At 65.3% G+C, this 18,596-nt stretch carries 15 protein-coding genes; 7 read left to right on the top strand and 8 right to left on the bottom strand.

What is annotated here, in order from left to right; genetic code table 11:
* Positions 1–79: 79 nt before the first annotated feature.
* From OTER_RS19455 to OTER_RS19445, 3 genes are all read left to right on the top strand, one after another.
* On the top strand, positions 80–355 hold the full coding sequence (locus OTER_RS19455) for an acylphosphatase (RefSeq protein WP_012376655.1): 276 nt from the start codon (positions 80–82) through the stop codon (positions 353–355).
* A gap of 69 nt (positions 356–424) precedes the next feature.
* Positions 425–1,117: a hypothetical protein gene (locus tag OTER_RS19450; RefSeq protein ID WP_012376654.1), complete on the top strand. Its 693-nt coding sequence runs from the start codon at positions 425–427 to the stop codon at positions 1,115–1,117.
* A complete protein-coding gene (locus tag OTER_RS19445; protein WP_012376653.1) occupies positions 1,114–1,998 on the top strand; it encodes a 1,4-dihydroxy-2-naphthoate polyprenyltransferase in 885 nt (294 codons plus the stop codon). The genes OTER_RS19450 and OTER_RS19445 overlap by 4 nt, the downstream gene beginning before the upstream one ends.
* Positions 1,999–2,102: 104 nt before the next feature.
* Here OTER_RS19445 and trxA read toward each other — a convergent pair whose 3' ends face one another.
* The 5 genes from trxA to lptD all read right to left on the bottom strand — a co-directional run bounded on the left by trxA (position 2,103) and on the right by lptD (position 7,278).
* Positions 2,103–2,429 (bottom strand): thioredoxin, encoded by a 327-nt coding sequence (gene trxA, locus OTER_RS19440; RefSeq protein ID WP_012376652.1) that lies wholly within the window; start codon positions 2,427–2,429, stop codon positions 2,103–2,105.
* Positions 2,430–2,500: 71 nt separating this feature from the next.
* On the bottom strand, positions 2,501–2,752 hold the full coding sequence (locus tag OTER_RS19435) for a hypothetical protein (RefSeq protein ID WP_012376651.1): 252 nt from the start codon (positions 2,750–2,752) through the stop codon (positions 2,501–2,503).
* Positions 2,749–3,531: a segregation and condensation protein A gene (locus tag OTER_RS19430; protein ID WP_044892724.1), complete on the bottom strand. Its 783-nt coding sequence runs from the start codon at positions 3,529–3,531 to the stop codon at positions 2,749–2,751. Before OTER_RS19430 ends, OTER_RS19435 begins: the two co-directional genes overlap by 4 nt.
* Positions 3,532–3,646: 115 nt before the next feature.
* Positions 3,647–5,002, bottom strand: a complete 1,356-nt coding sequence (locus OTER_RS24475; protein ID WP_012376649.1) for an RsmB/NOP family class I SAM-dependent RNA methyltransferase — start codon at positions 5,000–5,002, stop codon at positions 3,647–3,649.
* A 182-nt stretch (positions 5,003–5,184) separates the two neighbouring features.
* The gene (gene lptD, locus OTER_RS19420; RefSeq protein ID WP_012376648.1) at positions 5,185–7,278 is read right to left on the bottom strand and encodes an LPS assembly protein LptD; all 2,094 of its coding nucleotides are present in this window, start codon (positions 7,276–7,278) and stop codon (positions 5,185–5,187) included.
* A 166-nt stretch (positions 7,279–7,444) separates the two neighbouring features.
* On the opposite strand from lptD, the gene glgB reads away from it, so the two are divergent.
* Positions 7,445–9,688 (top strand): 1,4-alpha-glucan branching protein GlgB, encoded by a 2,244-nt coding sequence (gene glgB, locus OTER_RS19415; protein WP_012376647.1) that lies wholly within the window; start codon positions 7,445–7,447, stop codon positions 9,686–9,688.
* 174 nt (positions 9,689–9,862) lie between these two features.
* Here glgB and OTER_RS19410 read toward each other — a convergent pair whose 3' ends face one another.
* Entirely contained in the window at positions 9,863–10,591 is a 729-nt protein-coding gene (locus OTER_RS19410) for a hypothetical protein (RefSeq protein WP_012376646.1), read from the bottom strand.
* 262 nt (positions 10,592–10,853) lie between these two features.
* On the opposite strand from OTER_RS19410, the gene OTER_RS24470 reads away from it, so the two are divergent.
* Complete coding sequence (locus OTER_RS24470; protein WP_012376645.1) at positions 10,854–11,537, top strand: energy transducer TonB; 684 nt, start codon at positions 10,854–10,856, stop codon at positions 11,535–11,537.
* 56 nt (positions 11,538–11,593) lie between these two features.
* On the opposite strand, the gene OTER_RS19400 is transcribed toward OTER_RS24470, so the two are convergent.
* Positions 11,594–12,073, bottom strand: a complete 480-nt coding sequence (locus OTER_RS19400; RefSeq protein WP_012376644.1) for a hypothetical protein — start codon at positions 12,071–12,073, stop codon at positions 11,594–11,596.
* 247 nt (positions 12,074–12,320) lie between these two features.
* Here OTER_RS19400 and OTER_RS19395 point away from each other — a divergent pair, with 247 nt between their 5' ends.
* Together OTER_RS19395 and OTER_RS19390 are read left to right on the top strand one after the other, a co-directional pair.
* Positions 12,321–13,502, top strand: a complete 1,182-nt coding sequence (locus OTER_RS19395; protein WP_012376643.1) for a hypothetical protein — start codon at positions 12,321–12,323, stop codon at positions 13,500–13,502.
* 182 nt (positions 13,503–13,684) lie between these two features.
* Positions 13,685–15,457, top strand: coding sequence for a response regulator (locus tag OTER_RS19390; protein WP_012376642.1), 1,773 nt, complete (start codon positions 13,685–13,687; stop codon positions 15,455–15,457).
* 265 nt (positions 15,458–15,722) lie between these two features.
* On the opposite strand, the gene alaS is transcribed toward OTER_RS19390, so the two are convergent.
* Entirely contained in the window at positions 15,723–18,536 is a 2,814-nt protein-coding gene (alaS, locus tag OTER_RS19385; RefSeq protein ID WP_012376641.1) for an alanine--tRNA ligase, read from the bottom strand.
* Positions 18,537–18,596: the final 60 nt, after the last annotated feature.

Raw genomic sequence — 18,596 nt, 5'->3', positions numbered from 1 at the left:
GGTGCAGTTGATCACGGGAACGCTTTGCGGATTGAAGCGAACCGCCGAGCGTAGTTGGATGCCGCCGCTTTCCCTCCCCATGACGGATGTCCACCACGAGACGATCATCTTCTCCGGTCACGTGCAAGGCGTGGGCTTTCGCTATTCTACGCTGCAGATCGCAAAGGAGTTCGAGGTCGCGGGGTTCGTGCGGAACCTGCCGGACGGGCGCGTGCACGTCGAGGTCGAGGGGCGCGCGGACGAGATCGAGGCCTTCGTTGCGATGATCCATGAGCGGATGCATGGGCTCGTGCGGAAAACCGAGCGCAGTTCCGACCGCCGGCCGCGGCAGTTCACCGGATTCATGATCCGCTAGGCGGGCCGGGCCGCCTACGGGATCGGCTTTTGACATGACGCGGGGGTTTTCTTTCGCTCGCCGGCACTCGTGAACATCGCGTGGCTTCAACTGCTTCCGGCCGTAATCCTGCTCTGGCTGCCGCGGCAGATGCTGCGCATCGGCGGCCGCGTATTCGAATTTCAGCGCCACCATCGCCGGCGCTACCCGTTGGACACCAATCCGGCCAAAACCCGCGATCCCAACGACCCGTCCGTGAGCTTCCGGACGGAGATCGTGAAGCTGAGAAACACGATCGACTTCCTGCGTGCCGGGTTGGGGACGGTGATGCTGTTGGGCGGAATGCCAGGCACCGAGCCGGCGTGGCAAACGATGCCTGGCGCGGATGCGGAGAGCGTGCGGCTGGCGACCTATGGCCGGCTCGGGATCCTGCTGGTCGGCGTGCTGATCCAGCTCTTTCGGTTTGAACATCGCTCGATGCTGTTCGCACCGATCTTCTATTTGACCGGAGTCACGATCGGACTGAGCGGGTTCGCGGCCGGCGGTTTCGCCGTGCTGCTGGTCTGGCTGGTGAATCCGGTGCTGCCGAATCCGGCGGCTTTTTTGGCCGTGCATGCGTTGCTCGTGGTGCTGCTCGGCACGTTGTTCCTTGGGCTCGGCGACCTGCGCCCATTGCTTAATGCAGGGCTGGTCTTTCTTCCCGTGGTCGTGAGCTTCCTCGCACGCCGGCCGCTGGTGCAACTGAGCAAGAGGGTGAAGGTCAGCTCCAGTCCGCTCCGTTGAAACCTTCCTTCTGGCATATTTGGATCTCGGCGGCCCGGCCGCGCACGCTGCCCGCGGCGATCGCGCCGGTGATCGTCGGCTCGGCGCTGGCTTGGCGCGACGACGTGTTCGAGCCGGCGGCGGCGGCGCTCTGCCTCGGATTCGCGCTGCTTGTCCAGATCGGCACGAACTTCGCCAACGATTACTACGACTTCATGCGCGGCGCCGACACCGCCGCGCGCGTCGGCCCCCAGCGTGCGGTCGCCGCCGGCTGGGTCAGCCCTGCGACCATGCGGCGGGCTATGTGGGCCACATTTGCCACGGCATTCGCCTGCGGGTTGGGCCTGCTGCTCTGGGGCGGCCCGTGGCTGATTCTGATCGGCCTCGCGAGCATTCTGTGCGGGATCGCCTACACGGGTGGCCCCTGGCCGCTGGCCTACCACGGACTGGGCGACGTGTTCGTGTTCATCTTTTTCGGGCTCGTTGCCGTCGGCGCCACGTATTTCGTGCAGGCCGGCGCGATCTACCCGGATGTCCTGCTGGCGGCCGTGCCGATTGGGTTGCTCGCCACGAATATCCTCGTGGTGAACAACTATCGCGACGTCGAGACCGACGCCGCCGCGGGCAAGCGCACGCTGGTGGTGCGTTGGGGCCGCCGCGCGGCCCGCCTCCAGCATGCAGGTTCGCTGCTGATCGCGCTACTGGTGCCGGGATGGTTCTGCTGGACGGAAGGAACGCTCTGGCGGCTGCTGCCGCTGGCCATCCTCCCGCTGGCAGGGTCCCATGTGCGGCGCCTGCGTGCGGCGCAAACGCCGGTCGAGCTCATCGCCCTATTAGTCGACACCGGCAAGCTGCTCGCGCTTTACGCGCTGCTCGCCGGAGCGTCGTTCGTGACGGGCTGAGAACCGGATTCTGTAGGGCGGGGTTTCCCGACCCCGCCGCCACGCGCTCGAAAGTCGGCGGGGTCAGGAGACTCCGCCCTACAAGGTCAGAATTCGCGCGCCGGTCAGACGTGGGCGGCGATTTTCGCCTTCAGCGTCGCCTTCGGCATCATGCCGACCAACTGCTCGGCCACCTGACCGCCCTTGAACAACAGCATCGTCGGGATGGCGCGAATGCTGTAGCGCGTGGCGATTTCGCCGTGATCATCCACGTTTACCTTGGCGATCTTGAGCTTCCCATCGAGCTCCGTGGCCAGCTCCTCGAGGATCGGAGCGATCGCCTTGCACGGGCCGCACCAAGGGGCCCAGAAGTCGACGAGCACCGGAGTGGTGCCACTGCTGATCGCGGACTCGAAATCTGCCGCGGTGAGTTGAGCGATTTTTTCGGACATGATGGGGAATGGATGAACAGAAAGGAGAATGGCAAATGGCTCGATGTTGCCGGCGAAAGCTGCGGCCGAAATCAGCGGGGCGTGGAACGATGGATGATCTCGGCGAGCTCGTCCGGCGCCACGTGCTGGAGCCGCTTCCCGCGCTGCTTCAGCTCCTCGAAGGTCTTGACCACGGTCTCCGTCATCCGGCCGTGCGTTTCCTCGGAGCCGCCCACGATCGCGAATTGTTCGCCCGTCGTGATGCGCTTGTGTCCGTCGGTGTTGTCGAAGCCGATGCCCAACAGTCCGGCGGCGCGCGGGCGGGATTTCTTCTTCTTGCTCACGCCGTGACCGTGCCGGGGTTCACCGCGCTTTCAAGCGGCATTTCCGCTTCGACCGCGGAGCAAACGATGTCGGCGAAGGCTTCATCCTGCTGCAGCCGCAGCCGCTTCAAGCGCGTCAGTTCGAGCACCGCGAGGAAGGTGGCGACCAGCAGCCGTAGCGTCACCTTGCCGGTCAGCAGCTCGGAAAACACGAAGGTTTTGCGCGTCTGCGTCAGCTCGAGGATTTCCTCCATCTTGTCCGCGACCGTCACCTGCTCGTCGTGAATTTCGCCGACGACGAGTTTCTCCGCCAGCCGGCGCAGCACGATGTTGAACGCGTTCCACAGTTCGATCCGGTCCACCGTCTTGAGCGGCCGGGCGGCGCCGTCCATCGACATCGACGAGACGTAACGCTCCATGAGGTCCTGCCGCAGCGCCGCCAGCTCATTCAGTTTCGCGGCGGCTTCCTTGAACTTCTTGTATTGCAGCAGCTGGTGAACGAGGTCCCAGCGCGGATCGATTTCCTCTTCGTCGGCATTCGGATCGACGGCGCTCTGGCCTTTCGGCAGGAGCATCCGGCTTTTGATTTCCATCAGCGTCGCCGCCATCACGAAGAATTCGCCGGCCACGTCGAGGTCCAGCTGCTGCATCGCGTGCAACGCGTCGACATACTGCCTCGTCACCGACTCGATGGGGATGTCGTAGATATCCAGCTCGTTCTTGCGGATCAGGAAAAGCAGCAAGTCGAGCGGACCTTCGAACACGCGAAGTTTGATGCGGGTGTCTGAGTCGGGAACCACAGCGCGGATGCTTGTACGCGCGCCCGCGGCGGCAAGGGAAAAGGCGTGCGCGACCGCGGCCCGGCAGCCCGGTTGGCGCATTTCACAGGTCCGTGAAACCCGGTTGCGCTCGTGGTCAGTTGCGCCGCATACAGGCCACAAAAAAGCCGTCGGTGTTGTGCAATCCCGGCAGCAGCGTGAGCCCGAACGCGTCGACCGGCGCACCGAAGGTAGCCGGGGGTGGCTCCGCGGCGAACTCCGGCCGGCTCGCGAGGAATCCCGCCACCACGTCCTGATTTTCACGCCGGCTGAGCGAGCACGTGGCGTAGATCAGCCGGCCGCCCGGCCGCACGCGCTGGGCGAACTGCTCGAGCAGCTCGCGCTGCCGGCCGGCGGCCTGGTCGATGTGCGCGGGCGTGGTCGTCCACTTGAGGTGCGGTGCGCGGCGCCACGTGCCGGACCCGCTGCAGGGCGCGTCAACGAGCACGCCATCGTAGAGCGTCTCCGGGATCGTCGACAGGATGCGCACCGTTGCGGCGGGGCGCTTCGGCGCAGCCCGCGGGGACGAACGGTCAGATACAGGTGCGCCCGCGGGGATCGGAATATCGCGCCCGACATCGGAACGGCTGGACGAGCGGGTCAGTGGGATCCCGGCGCGCCGCGCGCGAAGCGCGAGTTCGTCCAGCGCCGCGCGGCGGACATCGTGCGCGTCGACCGTGCCACCGGGGCCGAGCAGCGCTGCGAGTTGCAGGGTCTTGCCGCCGGCGCCGGCACAGGCGTCCAGCCAGTGGCCACCCGCCGCGACCTGGGCGGCCGCGAGTAGAAGTTGCGAACCGAGGTCTTGAACCTCGATCAAGCCGTTTTGAAACGCGTCGGTGCGCGTGACATCGACTTCGTCGAGTAATTGCAGTGCGCCGGGCAGCACGGCCGAGCTGCACGCGGTCCAGCCGAGTTGTTCGAATTCCGCGGTCACGCTGCGCGGCTCGTCCGTCTGCAGTCGCAGCCAGAGCGGCGCGCGCGCCAGCAGGGGATCGAGCTGCACCGGCGCAAAAGCGTCAGCGCAGTGCTCGTGGAACCAGCGGGGCAGGAGTGCTTCCGGCGCGAAGCGCCCAGCGCCGGCGGCTGTGTCGGCCGCTCCCACGCGCTGCGCCAGCATCGCGGCTTTCTCCGCGAGCGGCGCGGGGCAGGGCGGCCACTCGCCGATGAGCTCGTGGCGAAAATGGGCGGTGGCGGGTGCGTCTGCCGCGAGCCAGGCGATCAGCCGCACCGCCTGTTCGGCATCACGTTCGAGTTCGGGTTCGATCCAGGGCAGGTAGCGCAGCGTGGTGTAGATCAGCTCGCGATACAGCCGCCGGTCGCGCGATCCGAACCGGCGATCGCTGGCGAGCAGCGCCTGCACGCGGCCGGGGAGTGTGCGGTCGTGCCGCCAATGCGGGCGCAGCCGCGCGAGCATCGCGAGAAGGGTGTTTTGCTGGCTGCCGGCGAGACTCATGACCATCGTCCGTAGCAACTCTCATGCAAACCCGGCGGCGTGCGAGAGGCGGTCATGCATTTTCGAGTGAATCAAGGTAGGGCGCTCACTCCGTGAGCACCGCGAACGTCAAGCGAACTCCCGGCGGGCAGCGGAATGCCCGCCCTACCTGTCCGAGGATAGCTCGAAAATCCATGACGGCGTCAGAAACGGATGGCATCGATCCGGATGTTCAGCCCGAACCGGCTTTCGCGGCGGTTGCCGCCGTAGAGACTGATCGTGTAGTCGACGCTCCAGGTGTTCGCGATGTTCTGGCGGATGCCATAGATCTGCTCGATGAAGCGATCCTGCCGCGCATCGTAGCGCAGCCGGACGATGCCTTCAAAGACCTCGTTGATCCGGCGCTGGCCTTCGAGAAAATAGTCCTCGAGCTCGCGCCGGAGAAAGTTGCTGGAGAACCGCACGGCCCAGTCGTCGCCGCTGCGCAGTGTCACGCCGGTGTTGAATTCGCGCAGCGTGAAGTCCTGTGGTCGGAAGCTCTGGTAGACGCCGAGTTCGAGCCAGCGCGCCGGCATCACGGCCAGCTCGGTGTGAATTTCCGAGACGTCGCGCTCATCGGGATCGCGTTCGAATCGGAGATCGTTGGCCACGTTGAATACCACCAGATCGCGCGAGCCGTAGTCGGGGTCGCGGGTCTGCAGGGTGTTGTCCAAGCCGAAGCGCAGCGTGCTGGTGCCGCGCAGCTCATCGATGTTGCGAATGTCGCCGAGCCCGAGCGGCTGGAGGTAGGTCGAGAACGACCGCCGGTCGATCGGAGGAATGTAGCGCGCCCCTTTCTCTGCTTCGGGGATGTAGCGATACGAAACGCGCGGCGTCAGCAGATGGCGCAGCCCGTCGATTTTCCAGCGCGGGTTTTTGTAGTCAAACGTGCCGCTGGTGCGCAGCTCGGCGTCGAAGCCGACCTCGCCGAGCGTGCGGGTGTAGTCGTTGCGCGCGCCGTCCAGGTTCGCGTAGTGCGTGATCCGGCCGCCGGCGACGGGCGTGAACGCAAACCAGTCAGTCGGTCGGATCGGTCGGGAAAGTCCGTAGTACGCATCGAACCGATCGCTGCGCAGCCGCCGGTTGAGCGCGGGCGTGTAGGGCGCCGCCGGCAGCGGATCCTCGCGCAACACGGCGACGCTCGCGTTGAACCGCTCGACGAAGCCGCCGGGCAGCGTGATCGGCAGCAGGTCGAAGCGCAGCTCCGGCAGCCGCTGTTGTACCACCTGGAACGAGTTCGGTTGAAACCGCGCAAACAGCGAAACGAAATAGTTGTCCCCTGCGTAGGTCGACTCGAGGAACGTGTCCGGCTGCTGGACCGGAAAGAATTCGCCGGGCCGGAAATCGCGCAGGACCTCCGAGTCGCGCCAGTAGTTCAGCTCGCCGGTGAGCGCCAGGCGGTCGGTGATGTGCTGCTGGTGCTGCCAGGTGGCGAAGCCGCGGTTGCGCGGAATCGCCCGGCCGAGGATATCGGTGTAGCGCGTGCCGTAGTCGCTGATGAAGCCGGACCGGAAATCGCCGCGGTAGCCGACGGTCTCGTTGCCGCCCTCGTAGCTGCCCGAGGGGCCGGCCATGATGCCGCGGCTCGAGTAGAGTCCGAGGTCGCCGCCGAGCTGGAGTTGCGGAAGGATCGGCACGCGCAGGCCCGCCACGATGAACGCGCCGAGGCTGCGTCGGTAGCCGGCGGTGAGCGAGAGGTTCGGCAGCATCGGGCTGCGCAGATCCTGATCGAAACCGCGCAGCGCGACCGGCCGCACCGGGCCGATGCCCGCGGACGCGCGTTCGGCGTGCAACTGCTTGTCGGCGGTGAACTGCAGCCGCGCCGCGTGCAGCGTGGGCACGAACGGTCCGGGCTCGGGTACCGTGACGCGCGCGTCGTTGATCACGATCTGTTCGCGGCTGCCCGTGGCACTGGAGCCGGAAATGTAGATTGGAAACTCGCCGACGCGCAGTTCGCCGACGGTGTAGGTGCCGTCCGCGGCGTGGTAGGTGATGACGTCGGCGAGCAGCCGGCGCGGGCCCTGGGTGAGTACGGCGTGGCCGCGAGCGGTTGCGATCTTCGTCTGCGGATCAATGCGGATCTCGTCGGCGCGGAGCCGCAGATCGCCGTAGTCCACGTGCGGGTTGCCCGTGAGAATGGTTTCGCCCGTGACGGTGGAGGTTTGGGCCAAACCGGCGACGATCGACGTGGCGTCGGGAGCCGGCGCCGCCACAAGCGGGCTGGCGACAAAGAGACAGGCGAGCAGGCGGCGGATCACGTAGCCGAGAAAATGCTCCGCCGGGCGGCAAGCAAGCTTTGCGGTGGGCGTGCGTCCGTCCCGGGAGAGGACGAGGGGGGCGGCACGGCGAGCTGCGCTACGGAAGATTTCCGGAGGGCGCGACGCAGAGCGGAAAACCGCATTACGGCTAGACGCCGCGCAACGCATGAGGCAGGTTGCTGTCCGGGAACCTCTTCGTCGCGTGATCATTTCCAAAACCGACTATCTCGCCCTGCTGCAGGCCAGCCACACGTCACCGCACGCGGTGCTCGGCATGCATCCGAAGACCTACAAGCACACCAAGGGGCTGGTGGTGCGTGCGCTCGTGCGGCAGTCCGCCAGCTGCGCGGTGGTCGATCCTGAGTCGGGCGAGACGTGGGCGATGACCCCGATCGCGGACGAAGGACTCTACGAAGTCTTCATTTCGAAGCGCGCGCAGGTGTTTCGCTATCAGCTGCGGGTGACGACGCTCACCGGTGAGATGCGGCAGTTTTACGACCCGTATTCGTTCCTGCCGACGCTGAGCGAGCACGACCTGTATCTCTTCAACGAAGGCAACGAGCACCGGATCTACGACAAGCTCGGCGCGCACGTGCGGGTCATGAACGACGTCGCCGGCGTTGCGTTTGCGGTGTGGGCGCCGGCGGCGAAGCAGGTCTCGCTGGTGGGGAACTTCAATCACTGGGACGGCCGCTATCACCAGATGCGGCCGCTCGGCTCGTCAGGCGTGTGGGAAATTTTTATTCCCGGGCTGGAAGAGGGGGAACTCTACAAGTACGCCGTACGCGATGCGCAAGGCCACGTGCGGTTGAAGACGGATCCGTACGGCACCTACTTCGAAGGCCCGCCGAACAACGCGTCGATCGTCTACGACACGACGCAGTTCAAGTGGCACGATCAGGAATGGCTCGAGCGGCGGCGCGCCAACGCCGGCCAGCTCGATCAACCCATGTCCGTCTACGAGGTTCACCTTGGATCGTGGCGCCGCAAGCCAGAGGACGCCGGCCGGCCGCTCGACTATCGGGAAGCGGCGACGCAGCTCGCCGACTACGTCACCGAGATGGGCTACACTCACGTGGAGTTCATGCCGCTGGCGGAGCATCCGTTCACCGGCTCCTGGGGCTATCAGGTCACCGGCTTCTATGCCCCGACGCATCGGCACGGCGCACCGGAAGATTTCGCCTGGCTGGTGGATCATCTCCATCAGCGTGGCATTGGCGTAATCCTCGACTGGGTGCCCGCGCATTTTCCGCGCGACAGTTTCGCGTTGGCGGAGTTCGACGGCTCACATCTTTACGAGCACGCCGATCCGCGCCTGGGCGCGCACATGGATTGGGGCACGCTGATCTTCAACTATGGCCGCAACGAGGTCCGCTGCTTCCTGCTGGCGAACGCGCTCGCGTGGATCGAGCGCTATCACATCGACGGACTGCGCGTCGACGCCGTCGCTTCGATGCTCTATCTCGACTACTCGCGCAAGGAAGGGCAGTGGATCCCGAATAAATTCGGCGGCCGTGAAAATTTGGAAGCGATCGATTTCCTGCGCCGCGTGAACGATCTCGTGCATCAGTATCATCCGGGCGCGCTCACCATCGCGGAGGAGAGCACGTCCTTTCCGGGTGTGACGAAGCCGACCAGCGAAGGCGGGCTCGGCTTCGACTACAAATGGAACATGGGGTGGATGCACGACACGCTGCGCTATTTCGCGAAGACGCCAATTCACCGGCAGTGGCACCAGAACGACCTCACCTTCGGCATGCTGTACCAGTATGCGGAGAAATTCGTGACGGTCTTCTCGCATGACGAGGTGGTGCACGGAAAAGCCTCGATGCTCTTCAAGATGGGCGCGTGGCACATTCCCGAGAAAGCGGCGAACCTGCGCTCGCTCTACGGGCACATGTGGGGCTATCCGGGCAAGAAGCTGCTCTTCATGGGAAGCGATTTCGCGCAGTCGCACGAATGGAACTACGACGCCAGTCTCGACTGGCATCTGTGCCAATACAAGGACCACGAAGGCGTCCGGTTGCTTGTGCGCGACCTCAACAAGCTCTACGCCAGCGAGCCCGTGCTGAGCAAAAACGACTACAATCCCAAAGGGTTCCGGTGGGTTTCCTGCCAGGATGCGGCGGCCAATGTGCTCGCGTATCTGCGCACGGACGAAACGGAGCAGACCTCGTTCCTGGTCGTCGGTCATTTCTCCGGTGCCACGCGGCCGTATCGGATCGGCGTGCCGCGCGCGGGAATGTGGCGCGAGATGATTAACACCAACAGCGAGTTTTACGGCGGCTCCGGGTTGGGCAACGATGGCGGCCGGCATACGGAGGACGTTCCGCACGACGGTTGTCCGCACTCGCTCAGTCTGACGCTGCCGCCGCTCAGCACTACGATCTTCAAGTGGACCGCGGCGTAGACGCCTCGTCCGCTACGGATCCGATGTCGGGGGTGAGGGGGAGCCCGTCGCCTCCGGCGGGTTGACGCGAGTTGACGGCCAATTGCGGACGTTTGGTGGAGCCGGCCGTTCGGGCAGGCTGAACCCGCCGGGACGGCGGGTTTCACCTCCTGCGGGTGCCTCTTTCGACGGGAGCTACTGCGCAGTACGAGGCCGTGGGAAGGGGTATTCGTAGCCGCTGAAGACCACGGTCAGATCGGCGTCGAGTGATTTTAGCCAGAACGCGCGTCCCCGCAGCCGCGTGACGGATTGCTGCAGCAGGCTTGGTCGCTCCGCCGTCGGCAAGCTGTAGCGCAGCGTCGTCTTCATCTCGGCGATCTTCACGCCGAACGTCGGCGAGAAGGGCGCGACCGACGCGATCTCGAGCGATTCGATCGTGCGGGTCGGCTCGTGGAACACGATCGTCGCCCGGAGGAACTGCGCGGTGGCATCACCCGTTTCGCCGGGCTGCACGCGCAAGCGGTACGTCGCGCGCTCGTCCGCGGAGCCGACGAACTCCATCGTGTTCACGTCGAGCTGCGAGGCGAACTGCGGGCCGGTCCCGCCACGCGAGCGGCGCGAAAGTTTTTCCTGGTAGTCGCGGGTTTCGTCGGCCGTGGGCGTGCGACCGTCCTCCTGCACTAATGTCCAACGTAGAAATTCCGGCTGAGCGGCATCGAACCGCTCCACGCGCCGGTGGCCGGCGCCCTCCGTGGTCTGGGTGAACGACCAGCCTCTCGGCCCTTCCGTGCGAAACGTCGCGAGCACCTCTCGGAAGGCCGCGGTGGATGCCGGCGATTCGCTCGCGCCTACGGACGCGACGCTCGCTACGACCACGACTGCGAGCAGCAGCCATGCGGGGACGTGTCGGCAGCGGCGGGTCATGGTTGCGGCGAGCACGGACGATTCATGCCGATCACAAAGCGGTCGCGCGGCGCGGAATCAACCCGGTTTCGCGCGCGGTTGGCGCGGAGTTCGGCATGACGCACATGTCCGCTAACGCATCTCATCCGCCTGCAGCCCACGGGCGAAACGCCCGTGCCACGCTTGCGGACCGTGAAAACTTTGCGTTGCCAAAAACGCCGATGTGACGATCATAGTCAGCAGATCGAGGCAGCGTTGGTAATCAGTTAACCCCTGAGCTATCATGCAAACGCGATTCATCCTGCCAGTGATCGTAGCAACGGCGTTCCACGCGCTCGTTTTCTTCGGATTCAATGGTCGGCCTCCCACCGTGGTGCTCCCCGGCAGTGATCCGGAACCGAAAATGCCCGCGATGCCGCAGCCGCCCGTCATCGATGAACTGATCGAAATCGTCGACCATGCGACGTTGCCGGACCCGATCGACCAGCCCAAGCGTGCGCGGAAGGGGGACGCCGACGTGGGTCCGCCGCAGAGGCCGGAGACGCTGACCGACGAGAAGGTTCCCTGGGCCATTCCGTATGAGCCCGTGAAGCCCGGACCGGTGGGCGACATGAACAGGATTCCGGTGAACATCGGCGATCCGAACGGCGATCCGAACAGCGACGTGACGAACGCGCCGGTCGACATGAAATATCTCGACAATCCGCCGCGGCTCCGCGGGCAGATTGCCCCGATCTATCCGGCGGCCGCGAGGGCGGACGGACTGAACGGCCAGGTGGACGTGGAGTTCCTCGTCGACGAGACCGGTCGCGTGATTCGCGCCACGGTTGTGCGCTCGACGGCGGCGATCTTCGAAGAACCCACGCTCCGGGCGGTTCAGCAATGGCGGTTCGAGCCGGGCAAGCGCTTGGGCCGGCCGGTAAAGTTCCGGATGGTCGCGCCGGTGGTGTTCAATCTCTCGGAATGACGGTTGCGTTGAGCTGAGCTGATCAAGGCCGGAGCCACTGCGCCCCGGCCTTTTTTCTAGACGACGAGGGTGATCCGCTGCGGCGCGCCGTTCACGCGGTTGGGCAAGCGCACGAGATCGTCCACGCGTTTGCCCATCAATTCGCGGCCCAACGGGGATTGCGGCGTCAGCACGAGCACGTTGCGGCCTTCGACTTGCAGCTCGAGCCCGCCACCGCGCGGTCCGATGAAAAACCAGCTTTGCCGGCCACGGTCGTCGAGCGCGACCAGCGCGCCGAGGGCGACAGGCGATGCGGCCGGCAGGTCGGGCAGGTTGAGCGACTCGTAGAGCGTGATGCTTTCGGCAATCTCCGCGGCGAGCCGGGCCTGCCCCTCGGCGAGATACGCCGCCTCCTGGCTGTGCGTGTCGTATTGGTTCTCCGGCCGGCTTTCCTCGCTGATCGCCTCGTCGCGGGCGGTGTGGGCGGCGGTCGTCTGGAGCAGCAGGTCAGCCCGCAACTGCGAGAGGATCTTTTCGCGAACAGCTGATTTTTTCACGATGGGGAACGAAAGCAACCGCTGGCGCGGATTGGTATCTCACCTGCGTTCCGAGCGGTTTGTCAACGCGAGCCATGAGCCTGGCCACGTGGCAGGGACGTTTCATCCGTGGCTTGGTGGGAGACCGGAGCGCGCCCAAGACCAGGTCTCGGCTGGAATCTCTCGTTGACTGAGCGTCCGCGGCACGATCTTTTCGGAAACCTTTCGAAAAATAGTCCGTCCAAAGCCTGACTCCTCTCAGCCCCTTATGAAATTTTTCCTCCGCGTCTGGTGCGTGTTGCTGATCGCTGTGTCGGTGGCGCGAGCCCAGTACGAAGACGAAGAGAACTTTGGCGACTACAAGCCGACGCTGGACGACGACCTGATCCAATACGTACCGAAATACACGGTGCGCCTCGGTTTTCGCGGGATCACTGGCGTGAAGTCGCAGTTTGGCGGGCAGGGCACGATCAGTCCGGCATGGTTCTCGGTCTCCAGCTCGAATCTTCTTCCCATCCAGATCGGCTCGAAGGAAGGCGTCGCGCCGCGCGTCTATCACGACGGCTTTGTCGGGCCCGATGGGCGCACGGTGGCGGATCCCGCCGGCAATGCCGTGCCGATTTCGCCGGACGGATTTACCAACACCTGGGCGTTTCGCAGCCCCGAGCAGGCGACGGAAGACGGGCTGATGGCGATGCACGTGTATACGGCCACGCTGACCGACACGGGATTTCAGGAGAAGAAGCCGCCGCTCGGACTCGGCGTGGAGGTCGCGGTGGAGCGCGATTTCGGCAAGATTGGACGCACGCGGCTGCAATGGGGCGTCATCGGCGGCATGAGCGTTAACCAATTCAACGCGATCAAGCGCGCGTCGGTGAACGCCAACATCAACACGACCACCGATTATTACTCGCTGAACGGCCAGACGGTGCCCGACACCGGCACGGCCTATCCACAGTTCGCAGGCGGGGCGGACGTCTCCGTGCTGCTGGGCAACGAAGTGCTCGCGCGCACGACCACGGTGACGCCGTCGAGCGATGCGCTAACGACGCGCTGGCAATCGCGCGGCGCCTACGTGACCCTGCGCGGCGGGCCGACGCTGCTGGTGCCGTTCGGCGAGCGGTTCAGCGCCTCGTTCAGCGCGGGCGCGGTGATCGTTTACGCGGGCGCGGCGTACAGCGTCACGCAGAACTTCACGCCGGCGACCGGCGACGACTGGGAGGAATTCGCGCAGGAGGAGGACAGCAAGATCCTCCCGGGCTTCTACGTCGACGCGAACCTCCAGTGGACGATGACCGAAACATCGGGCATCTATCTCGGCGCGGTTTACCAGAACAGCGGCGATTTCACGCAGGAAGTGACGAGCAACGACAAAGGCGCCACCTACACCAATCGCGTCGATCTCAGCAAGCTGCAGGGCATTCGGGCCGGCATGAACTTCCGGTTCTGAGCGATCGGATCGCGCAGACTTTCCACCAGCGGCCGCAACGCCGCTGGTTTTTTTTGGCGCGGAGGAAAGGCGGCAGGGTGAACATTTCTTGCGTTTGAGGTCGCCCGCGCTAGCACGCAGCTGTGCGTGTCATTTTTGAGAGGGAGCTGGAGCGGGGAACGCGGCGGGCACGGAGGATCGCAGTGGGCGCGGCGGTGCTGGCTGCGGCGCGGCAAGCCCGGGCGGCGGAGGCTGCCGGCCTTTCCGGCGCGGACGGCGGCGCCGTGGGCTGGGCGATCGTGGGTCTGCTCGTGGTCCTGGCGGCGTTGGCTGTGACGATTTGGGCGCTGTGGAAGGCCCGGCAGGCGAGTGAAAGCGAGCGGCGGCACCAACGCACGGCGGGCGCCGCCGAGCACGCCGCGGCTGCCGCCGCGGCGCAAGCACGGGAGGCGGCCGCGAGTGCCGCGCGCGTCAAGACCGAGTTCCTCGCCACGATGAGTCACGAAATCCGCACGCCGCTGAACGGCGTGCTCGGCACGGTGGACCTGCTGCTTGGCACGCCCCTGACCCCGGCACAGGGGGACTATCTCGCGACTATCCGGACGTCGGCGGAAGCGTTGCGGGCCGTGACCGACGACCTGCTGGATTTCTCCAAGCTCGAGCAAGGCAGCCTAATGCTCGAGCACGCTCGTTTCGACCTGCGCCAGCCGGTCGTGGACGCGCTGACGATCGCCTCCACGCGGCTCGCCTCGCCCGACGTCGAACTCGTGCTCGATCTCGCGGCGGACGTGCCGGCGAGCGTTTACGGCGACGCGATGCGGCTCCGACAGGTGCTGGTGAAATTGCTCTCGAACGCGGTGAAGTTCACGGCGCACGGGCACGTTGCCGTGCGCGTGTCCCGCGCAACCAGCGAGAGCGAAGGTCAGCGCGCGCGGGTGCGGTTCACGGTGAGCGACACGGGCGTCGGGATCGCGTCAGAGATGCGCGACCGGCTGTTCCAGCAATTCACGCAGGCCGATACGTCGGCCACGCGCCGCCATGGCGGCACCGGGCTGGGGCTCGCGATCAGTCAGCGATTGGTTCGCCTGCTCGGCGGTGAGATCGAGTGGGAAAGCGCGCCCGGGCGCGGTTCGGTCTTCTGGTTTACCGTGCCGCTGCAGGTCGACCAAAGCGCGGCACCGCCGCCGCCGATGCCGGCCGTACGCGTGCTGGTGATCGACGATCTGACCGTGGCGGCGCAGGCCCTGCAAAATCTGCTCGCGACGATGCAGCTGTCGGCCGAGACCGCGACCACTCCGGCGGACGCGGCCGCCTTGTTGCGCGCCGGCCTGGAGGCTGGCGCGCCGTTCGACGTGGTGTTGGTGGATCGATCGGTCGCCGCGCAGGGCGAGTGGATGCAGCCGCTGCGCACGGCGCCGGAATTCACGCCGCTGCGATGGGTGCTGCTGGAAAACGCGCAGGTGGCCGGCCCGGCGCAGCCGCTGCCGGCGGGTTTCGCGGCGCGGATCATGAAACCCGTGCTCCAACCTGATCAGATCGTGGAGGCGTTGCGCGAGGCGCGACAGACGGCGGAACCCGCGCGCACGACCGAGCCGGAGCCGGTGCATCTTTCGCGCCCGGGCCTGCGCTTGCTCGTGGCCGAAGACAACGGCGTCAATCGCGTCGTGGCGGCCGGGATGTTGAAGAAGCTTGGCTGCGTCGTGGACTTTGCGGAGAACGGCGCCGAGGCCGTGCGCAAATGCCGGCTCAATCGCTACGACATGGTGCTGATGGACTGCCTCATGCCGGAGATGGATGGCTGGACGGCGACGCGCGAGATCCGGCGCTGGGATTCGCGGATACCGATCGTGGCGGTCACGGCGAACGCGACGAACGAGGATCGCAGCCGTTGCCTGCAAGCGGGCATGACCGATTACCTGCCGAAGCCGCTCCGTCTGCCCGAACTCGCACGCGTGATGGAGCGGTGGGTGGGGTAGGTGGCCGGCGCGGAACAAACCACCGCACTCAAGAGCTCGGGCTGTAGGGCAGGATCACCCGATCCCGCCGCAACGAGGCATGAAGGCACGATCAGGCTGATCGTGCCACAGAAAGCCGGTAGGGCCGCCGCTAGCCGGCGGCCGGATAACCCGCGCGCACGCGGCCGGCGGCGAGCGCCAACCCTACATCTCGCAGGCGATGCATGCGGGACGGTCGCGGCGGGGTCGGGAGGCCCGCCTTACAAGACGCGGCGAGGGCGCCGCGTCACCAGGAACAAATCACGCCAGGCGCGGATTGCTTCAGCACGTCGGCGAGCTTGGACGGATCCTTGCCGCCGCCCATGGCGAAGTCCGGCTTGCCCCCGCCTTTGCCGCCGATCTTGGTGGAAAGTTCGCCGACGATCTTGCCGGCCTGATGCCCCGCTTTGATGGCGGCGGGCGAGCAGTAAACGACGAGGCTCGCGCGATCGCCGAGCGCGGCGCCGAGCGTGACCACGCCTTCGCCGAGCTTGTGCAGCACCTGAGAACCGAGCGAGCGGAGCGCATCCTGATTGTCGATGCTGACCGTCGCAGTGACGAACTTGAGTCCGTCGCGCGCAGTCGCTTTCGCGGCGAGTTCGTCCGCGAGTCCGGCGGCGGCTTTCTGTTCGTAGGCTTTCAGCTTTTTCTCGAGCTCCTTCTGGTGCGCGAGTAGCGAGTCGAGTTTTTGCGCGACGTCCTGCGGACCGGCGTTGAGCTTGTGCGTGACCGCCTTGAGCGCGGTCTCGTGTTCCTCGACGAAATCGTAGGCGGCCTGGCCGGCGACGGCTTCGAGGCGCCGCGTGCCCGCGGCGATCGCCATCTCGGCGACGATCTTGAACAGCCCGATTTCGCTCGTGGTGGACACGTGCGTGCCGCCGCAGAGCTCGCGGCTGTAGCCGCCGATGTCGACGACGCGAACGATCTTGCCGTATTTCTCGCCGAAGAACGCGAGCGTGCCCTCGGGCTTCTTGTCGAACTCGGTCTCGTAGGCCTCGACCTTGTCGTTCGAGAGGATCTTCGAGTTCACGAGCCGCTCGACTTCCGCGATCTGCTCGGGGGTGAGCGCCTCGAAATGGGTGAAATCGAAGCGCATCCGCTCCTTCGTCTTCGACGTGCCGGCCTGCCGGACGTGCGTGCCGAGCGTCTTGCGCAGCGCCCAGTGCACGAGGTGCTCGGCGGAGTGGTGGCGTGAAATCGCGCGGCGCGCGAGCGGCGAAACGCCGAGCGCGGCCTTCTTGCCGACGGGATTCAGTCGCGCGACATCGGCCGCGCACGCGGGCGCGAGTTTGTGCAGGAACCGGCCGGCCTTGTCCTTCACCGTCGCCAGAATCGCGAAGGTCTGTCCGTCGATCTTCACCACGCCGTGGTCGCCGGTCTGGCCGCCCATCTCCGCGTAGAACGGAGTTTGATCGAAGACCAGGAACAGGTCCTTGTCGGTTTTGACGACGTCGAGCACCTGCGCGTCCGCGGTGAGCCGGTCGTAGCCGATGAACTTCGTCGGCTGCGCAGCCTCAGTATTGTCGCCCTCGGTGGCGGCGACGATCACTTCCTTCTTCTGCGCGGCGCGGGAGCGATCTTGCTGTTGCTGCATTTCGCTCGCGAACTCCACCATGTTTACTGCCAGTCCTCGCTCGGTCGCGAGAAGCTGGGTCATGTCCACAGGAAAACCGTAGGTATCGTACAAGCGAAATACAAACTTCCCGCCCAAAAAACGTGTTACACCTCCTATGTTGGTAATGGTGCCAACACCCGGGACGTCGGCTTGGCCTTTGATTGGATGTGCATCTAGGAGAAGTTTTGCGCCTTCATTGAACAGCTGGAGACCTTTTTCCAGCGTCCGGCCGAACGACTCCTCCTCGCTGCGGATCACGCGGCGGATGATGTCCTGGCGCTCCTTCAGTTCGGGGAACACCGCGCCCAACGACTCAACCACCGGCGCGACGAGCTGTTCGAAGAAACCGGTCGCGAGATTCAGCTTCTTGCCGTAGAGAATGCCGCGCCGAAGGATCCGGCGGATGACGTAGTTCCGGCCTTCGTTGCCGGGAAGAATGTTGTCGGCGATCGCGCACGAGACGCAGCGCGCGTGGTCCGCAAGCACGCGAAACGCGATGTCGATGTTCTCCTGTTCGCCGAGCCCTTCGCGGCGCGTCGGCACGGTGCCGTTGTAGGTCTTCTTCGAGAGTTCCTCGATCTTGGCGAACAACGGCGCGAACACGTCCGCGTTGTAGTTCGACGGATCGCGCGAGAAGTCTTTGAAGCCCTTCGTCGTCGCGTAGATTCCGGCGACGCGCTCGAAGCCCATGCCGGTATCGACGTGCTTCGCGGCGAGCGGCGAGAACGTGCCGTCGGCGTTCGCGTTGAACTGGATGAAGACATGGTTCCAGATCTCGATGCAGCGAGGGACACCGGCGTTCACGAGCTTTCGGCCTTCCACTTCATCGTCGGACGGCAGCAGGTTGAAATGGATTTCCGAACACGGGCCGCAGGGGCCGGTATCGCCCATCATCCAGAAATTGTCCTTCTTGTTGCCGTGGACGATGTGGACGGCGGGATCGAGGCCTTCCTTTTTGAAAACCCCGGCCCAGATGTCGTAAGCTTCCTGGTCGAAGTCGGAGGGATCGTTCTTGGATTTGTCGGGTGAGTAGACGGTCGCGAAAAGCCGTTTCGCCGGAATGCCCCAGACCTTCGTGATCAGCTCCCAGCCCCAGGTGATCGACTCCTTCTTGAAGTAGTCACCGAACGACCAGTTGCCCAGCATCTCGAACATCGTGTGGTGATAGGTATCGAAGCCAACGTCCTCGAGGTCGTTGTGCTTGCCGCCGGCGCGGATGCATTTCTGCGTGTCGGCCGCGCGGGTGTCCTTCGCAGGGCGGGCGCCAGCCCATTTCGAGACGTCCGGCGCGCGATCACCGAGGAAGATGGGCACGAACTGGTTCATCCCCGCGTTCGTAAACAGCAGTCCGGGCGAGTCCGGCAGGAGCGACGACGAAGGCACAATCGTGTGTCCTTGGCGGGCAAAGAAATCTAGAAAACTCTGGCGGATCTCGGCGGAAGTCATGGCAGCATGGGTGTCCCGCGCCGCGCTCAGCGGCGAAGGACATGAAGGCCCAAGAACAGG

Source organism: Opitutus terrae PB90-1 (genome assembly GCF_000019965.1).
Lineage (GTDB): Bacteria > Verrucomicrobiota > Verrucomicrobiia > Opitutales > Opitutaceae > Opitutus > Opitutus terrae.
The sequence above is the reverse complement of the archived record's forward strand: the minus strand, read 5'-3'. Positions and strand labels throughout refer to the sequence as shown.

Excerpts from the sequence above, each read along its gene's own strand:
- OTER_RS19395 (WP_012376643.1), top strand. The coding sequence starts at position 12,321 with ATGAAATTTTTCCTCCGCGTCTGGTGCGTGTTGCTGATCGCTGTGTCG.
- OTER_RS19455 (WP_012376655.1), top strand. The coding sequence starts at position 80 with ATGACGGATGTCCACCACGAGACGATCATCTTCTCCGGTCACGTGCAA.
- OTER_RS24475 (WP_012376649.1), bottom strand. The coding sequence starts at position 5,002 with ATGAGTCTCGCCGGCAGCCAGCAAAACACCCTTCTCGCGATGCTCGCG.
- OTER_RS19410 (WP_012376646.1), bottom strand. The coding sequence starts at position 10,591 with ATGACCCGCCGCTGCCGACACGTCCCCGCATGGCTGCTGCTCGCAGTC.
- alaS (WP_012376641.1), bottom strand. The coding sequence starts at position 18,536 with ATGACTTCCGCCGAGATCCGCCAGAGTTTTCTAGATTTCTTTGCCCGC.
- glgB (WP_012376647.1), top strand. The coding sequence starts at position 7,445 with ATGAGGCAGGTTGCTGTCCGGGAACCTCTTCGTCGCGTGATCATTTCC.
- OTER_RS24470 (WP_012376645.1), top strand. The coding sequence starts at position 10,854 with ATGCAAACGCGATTCATCCTGCCAGTGATCGTAGCAACGGCGTTCCAC.
- trxA (WP_012376652.1), bottom strand. The coding sequence starts at position 2,429 with ATGTCCGAAAAAATCGCTCAACTCACCGCGGCAGATTTCGAGTCCGCG.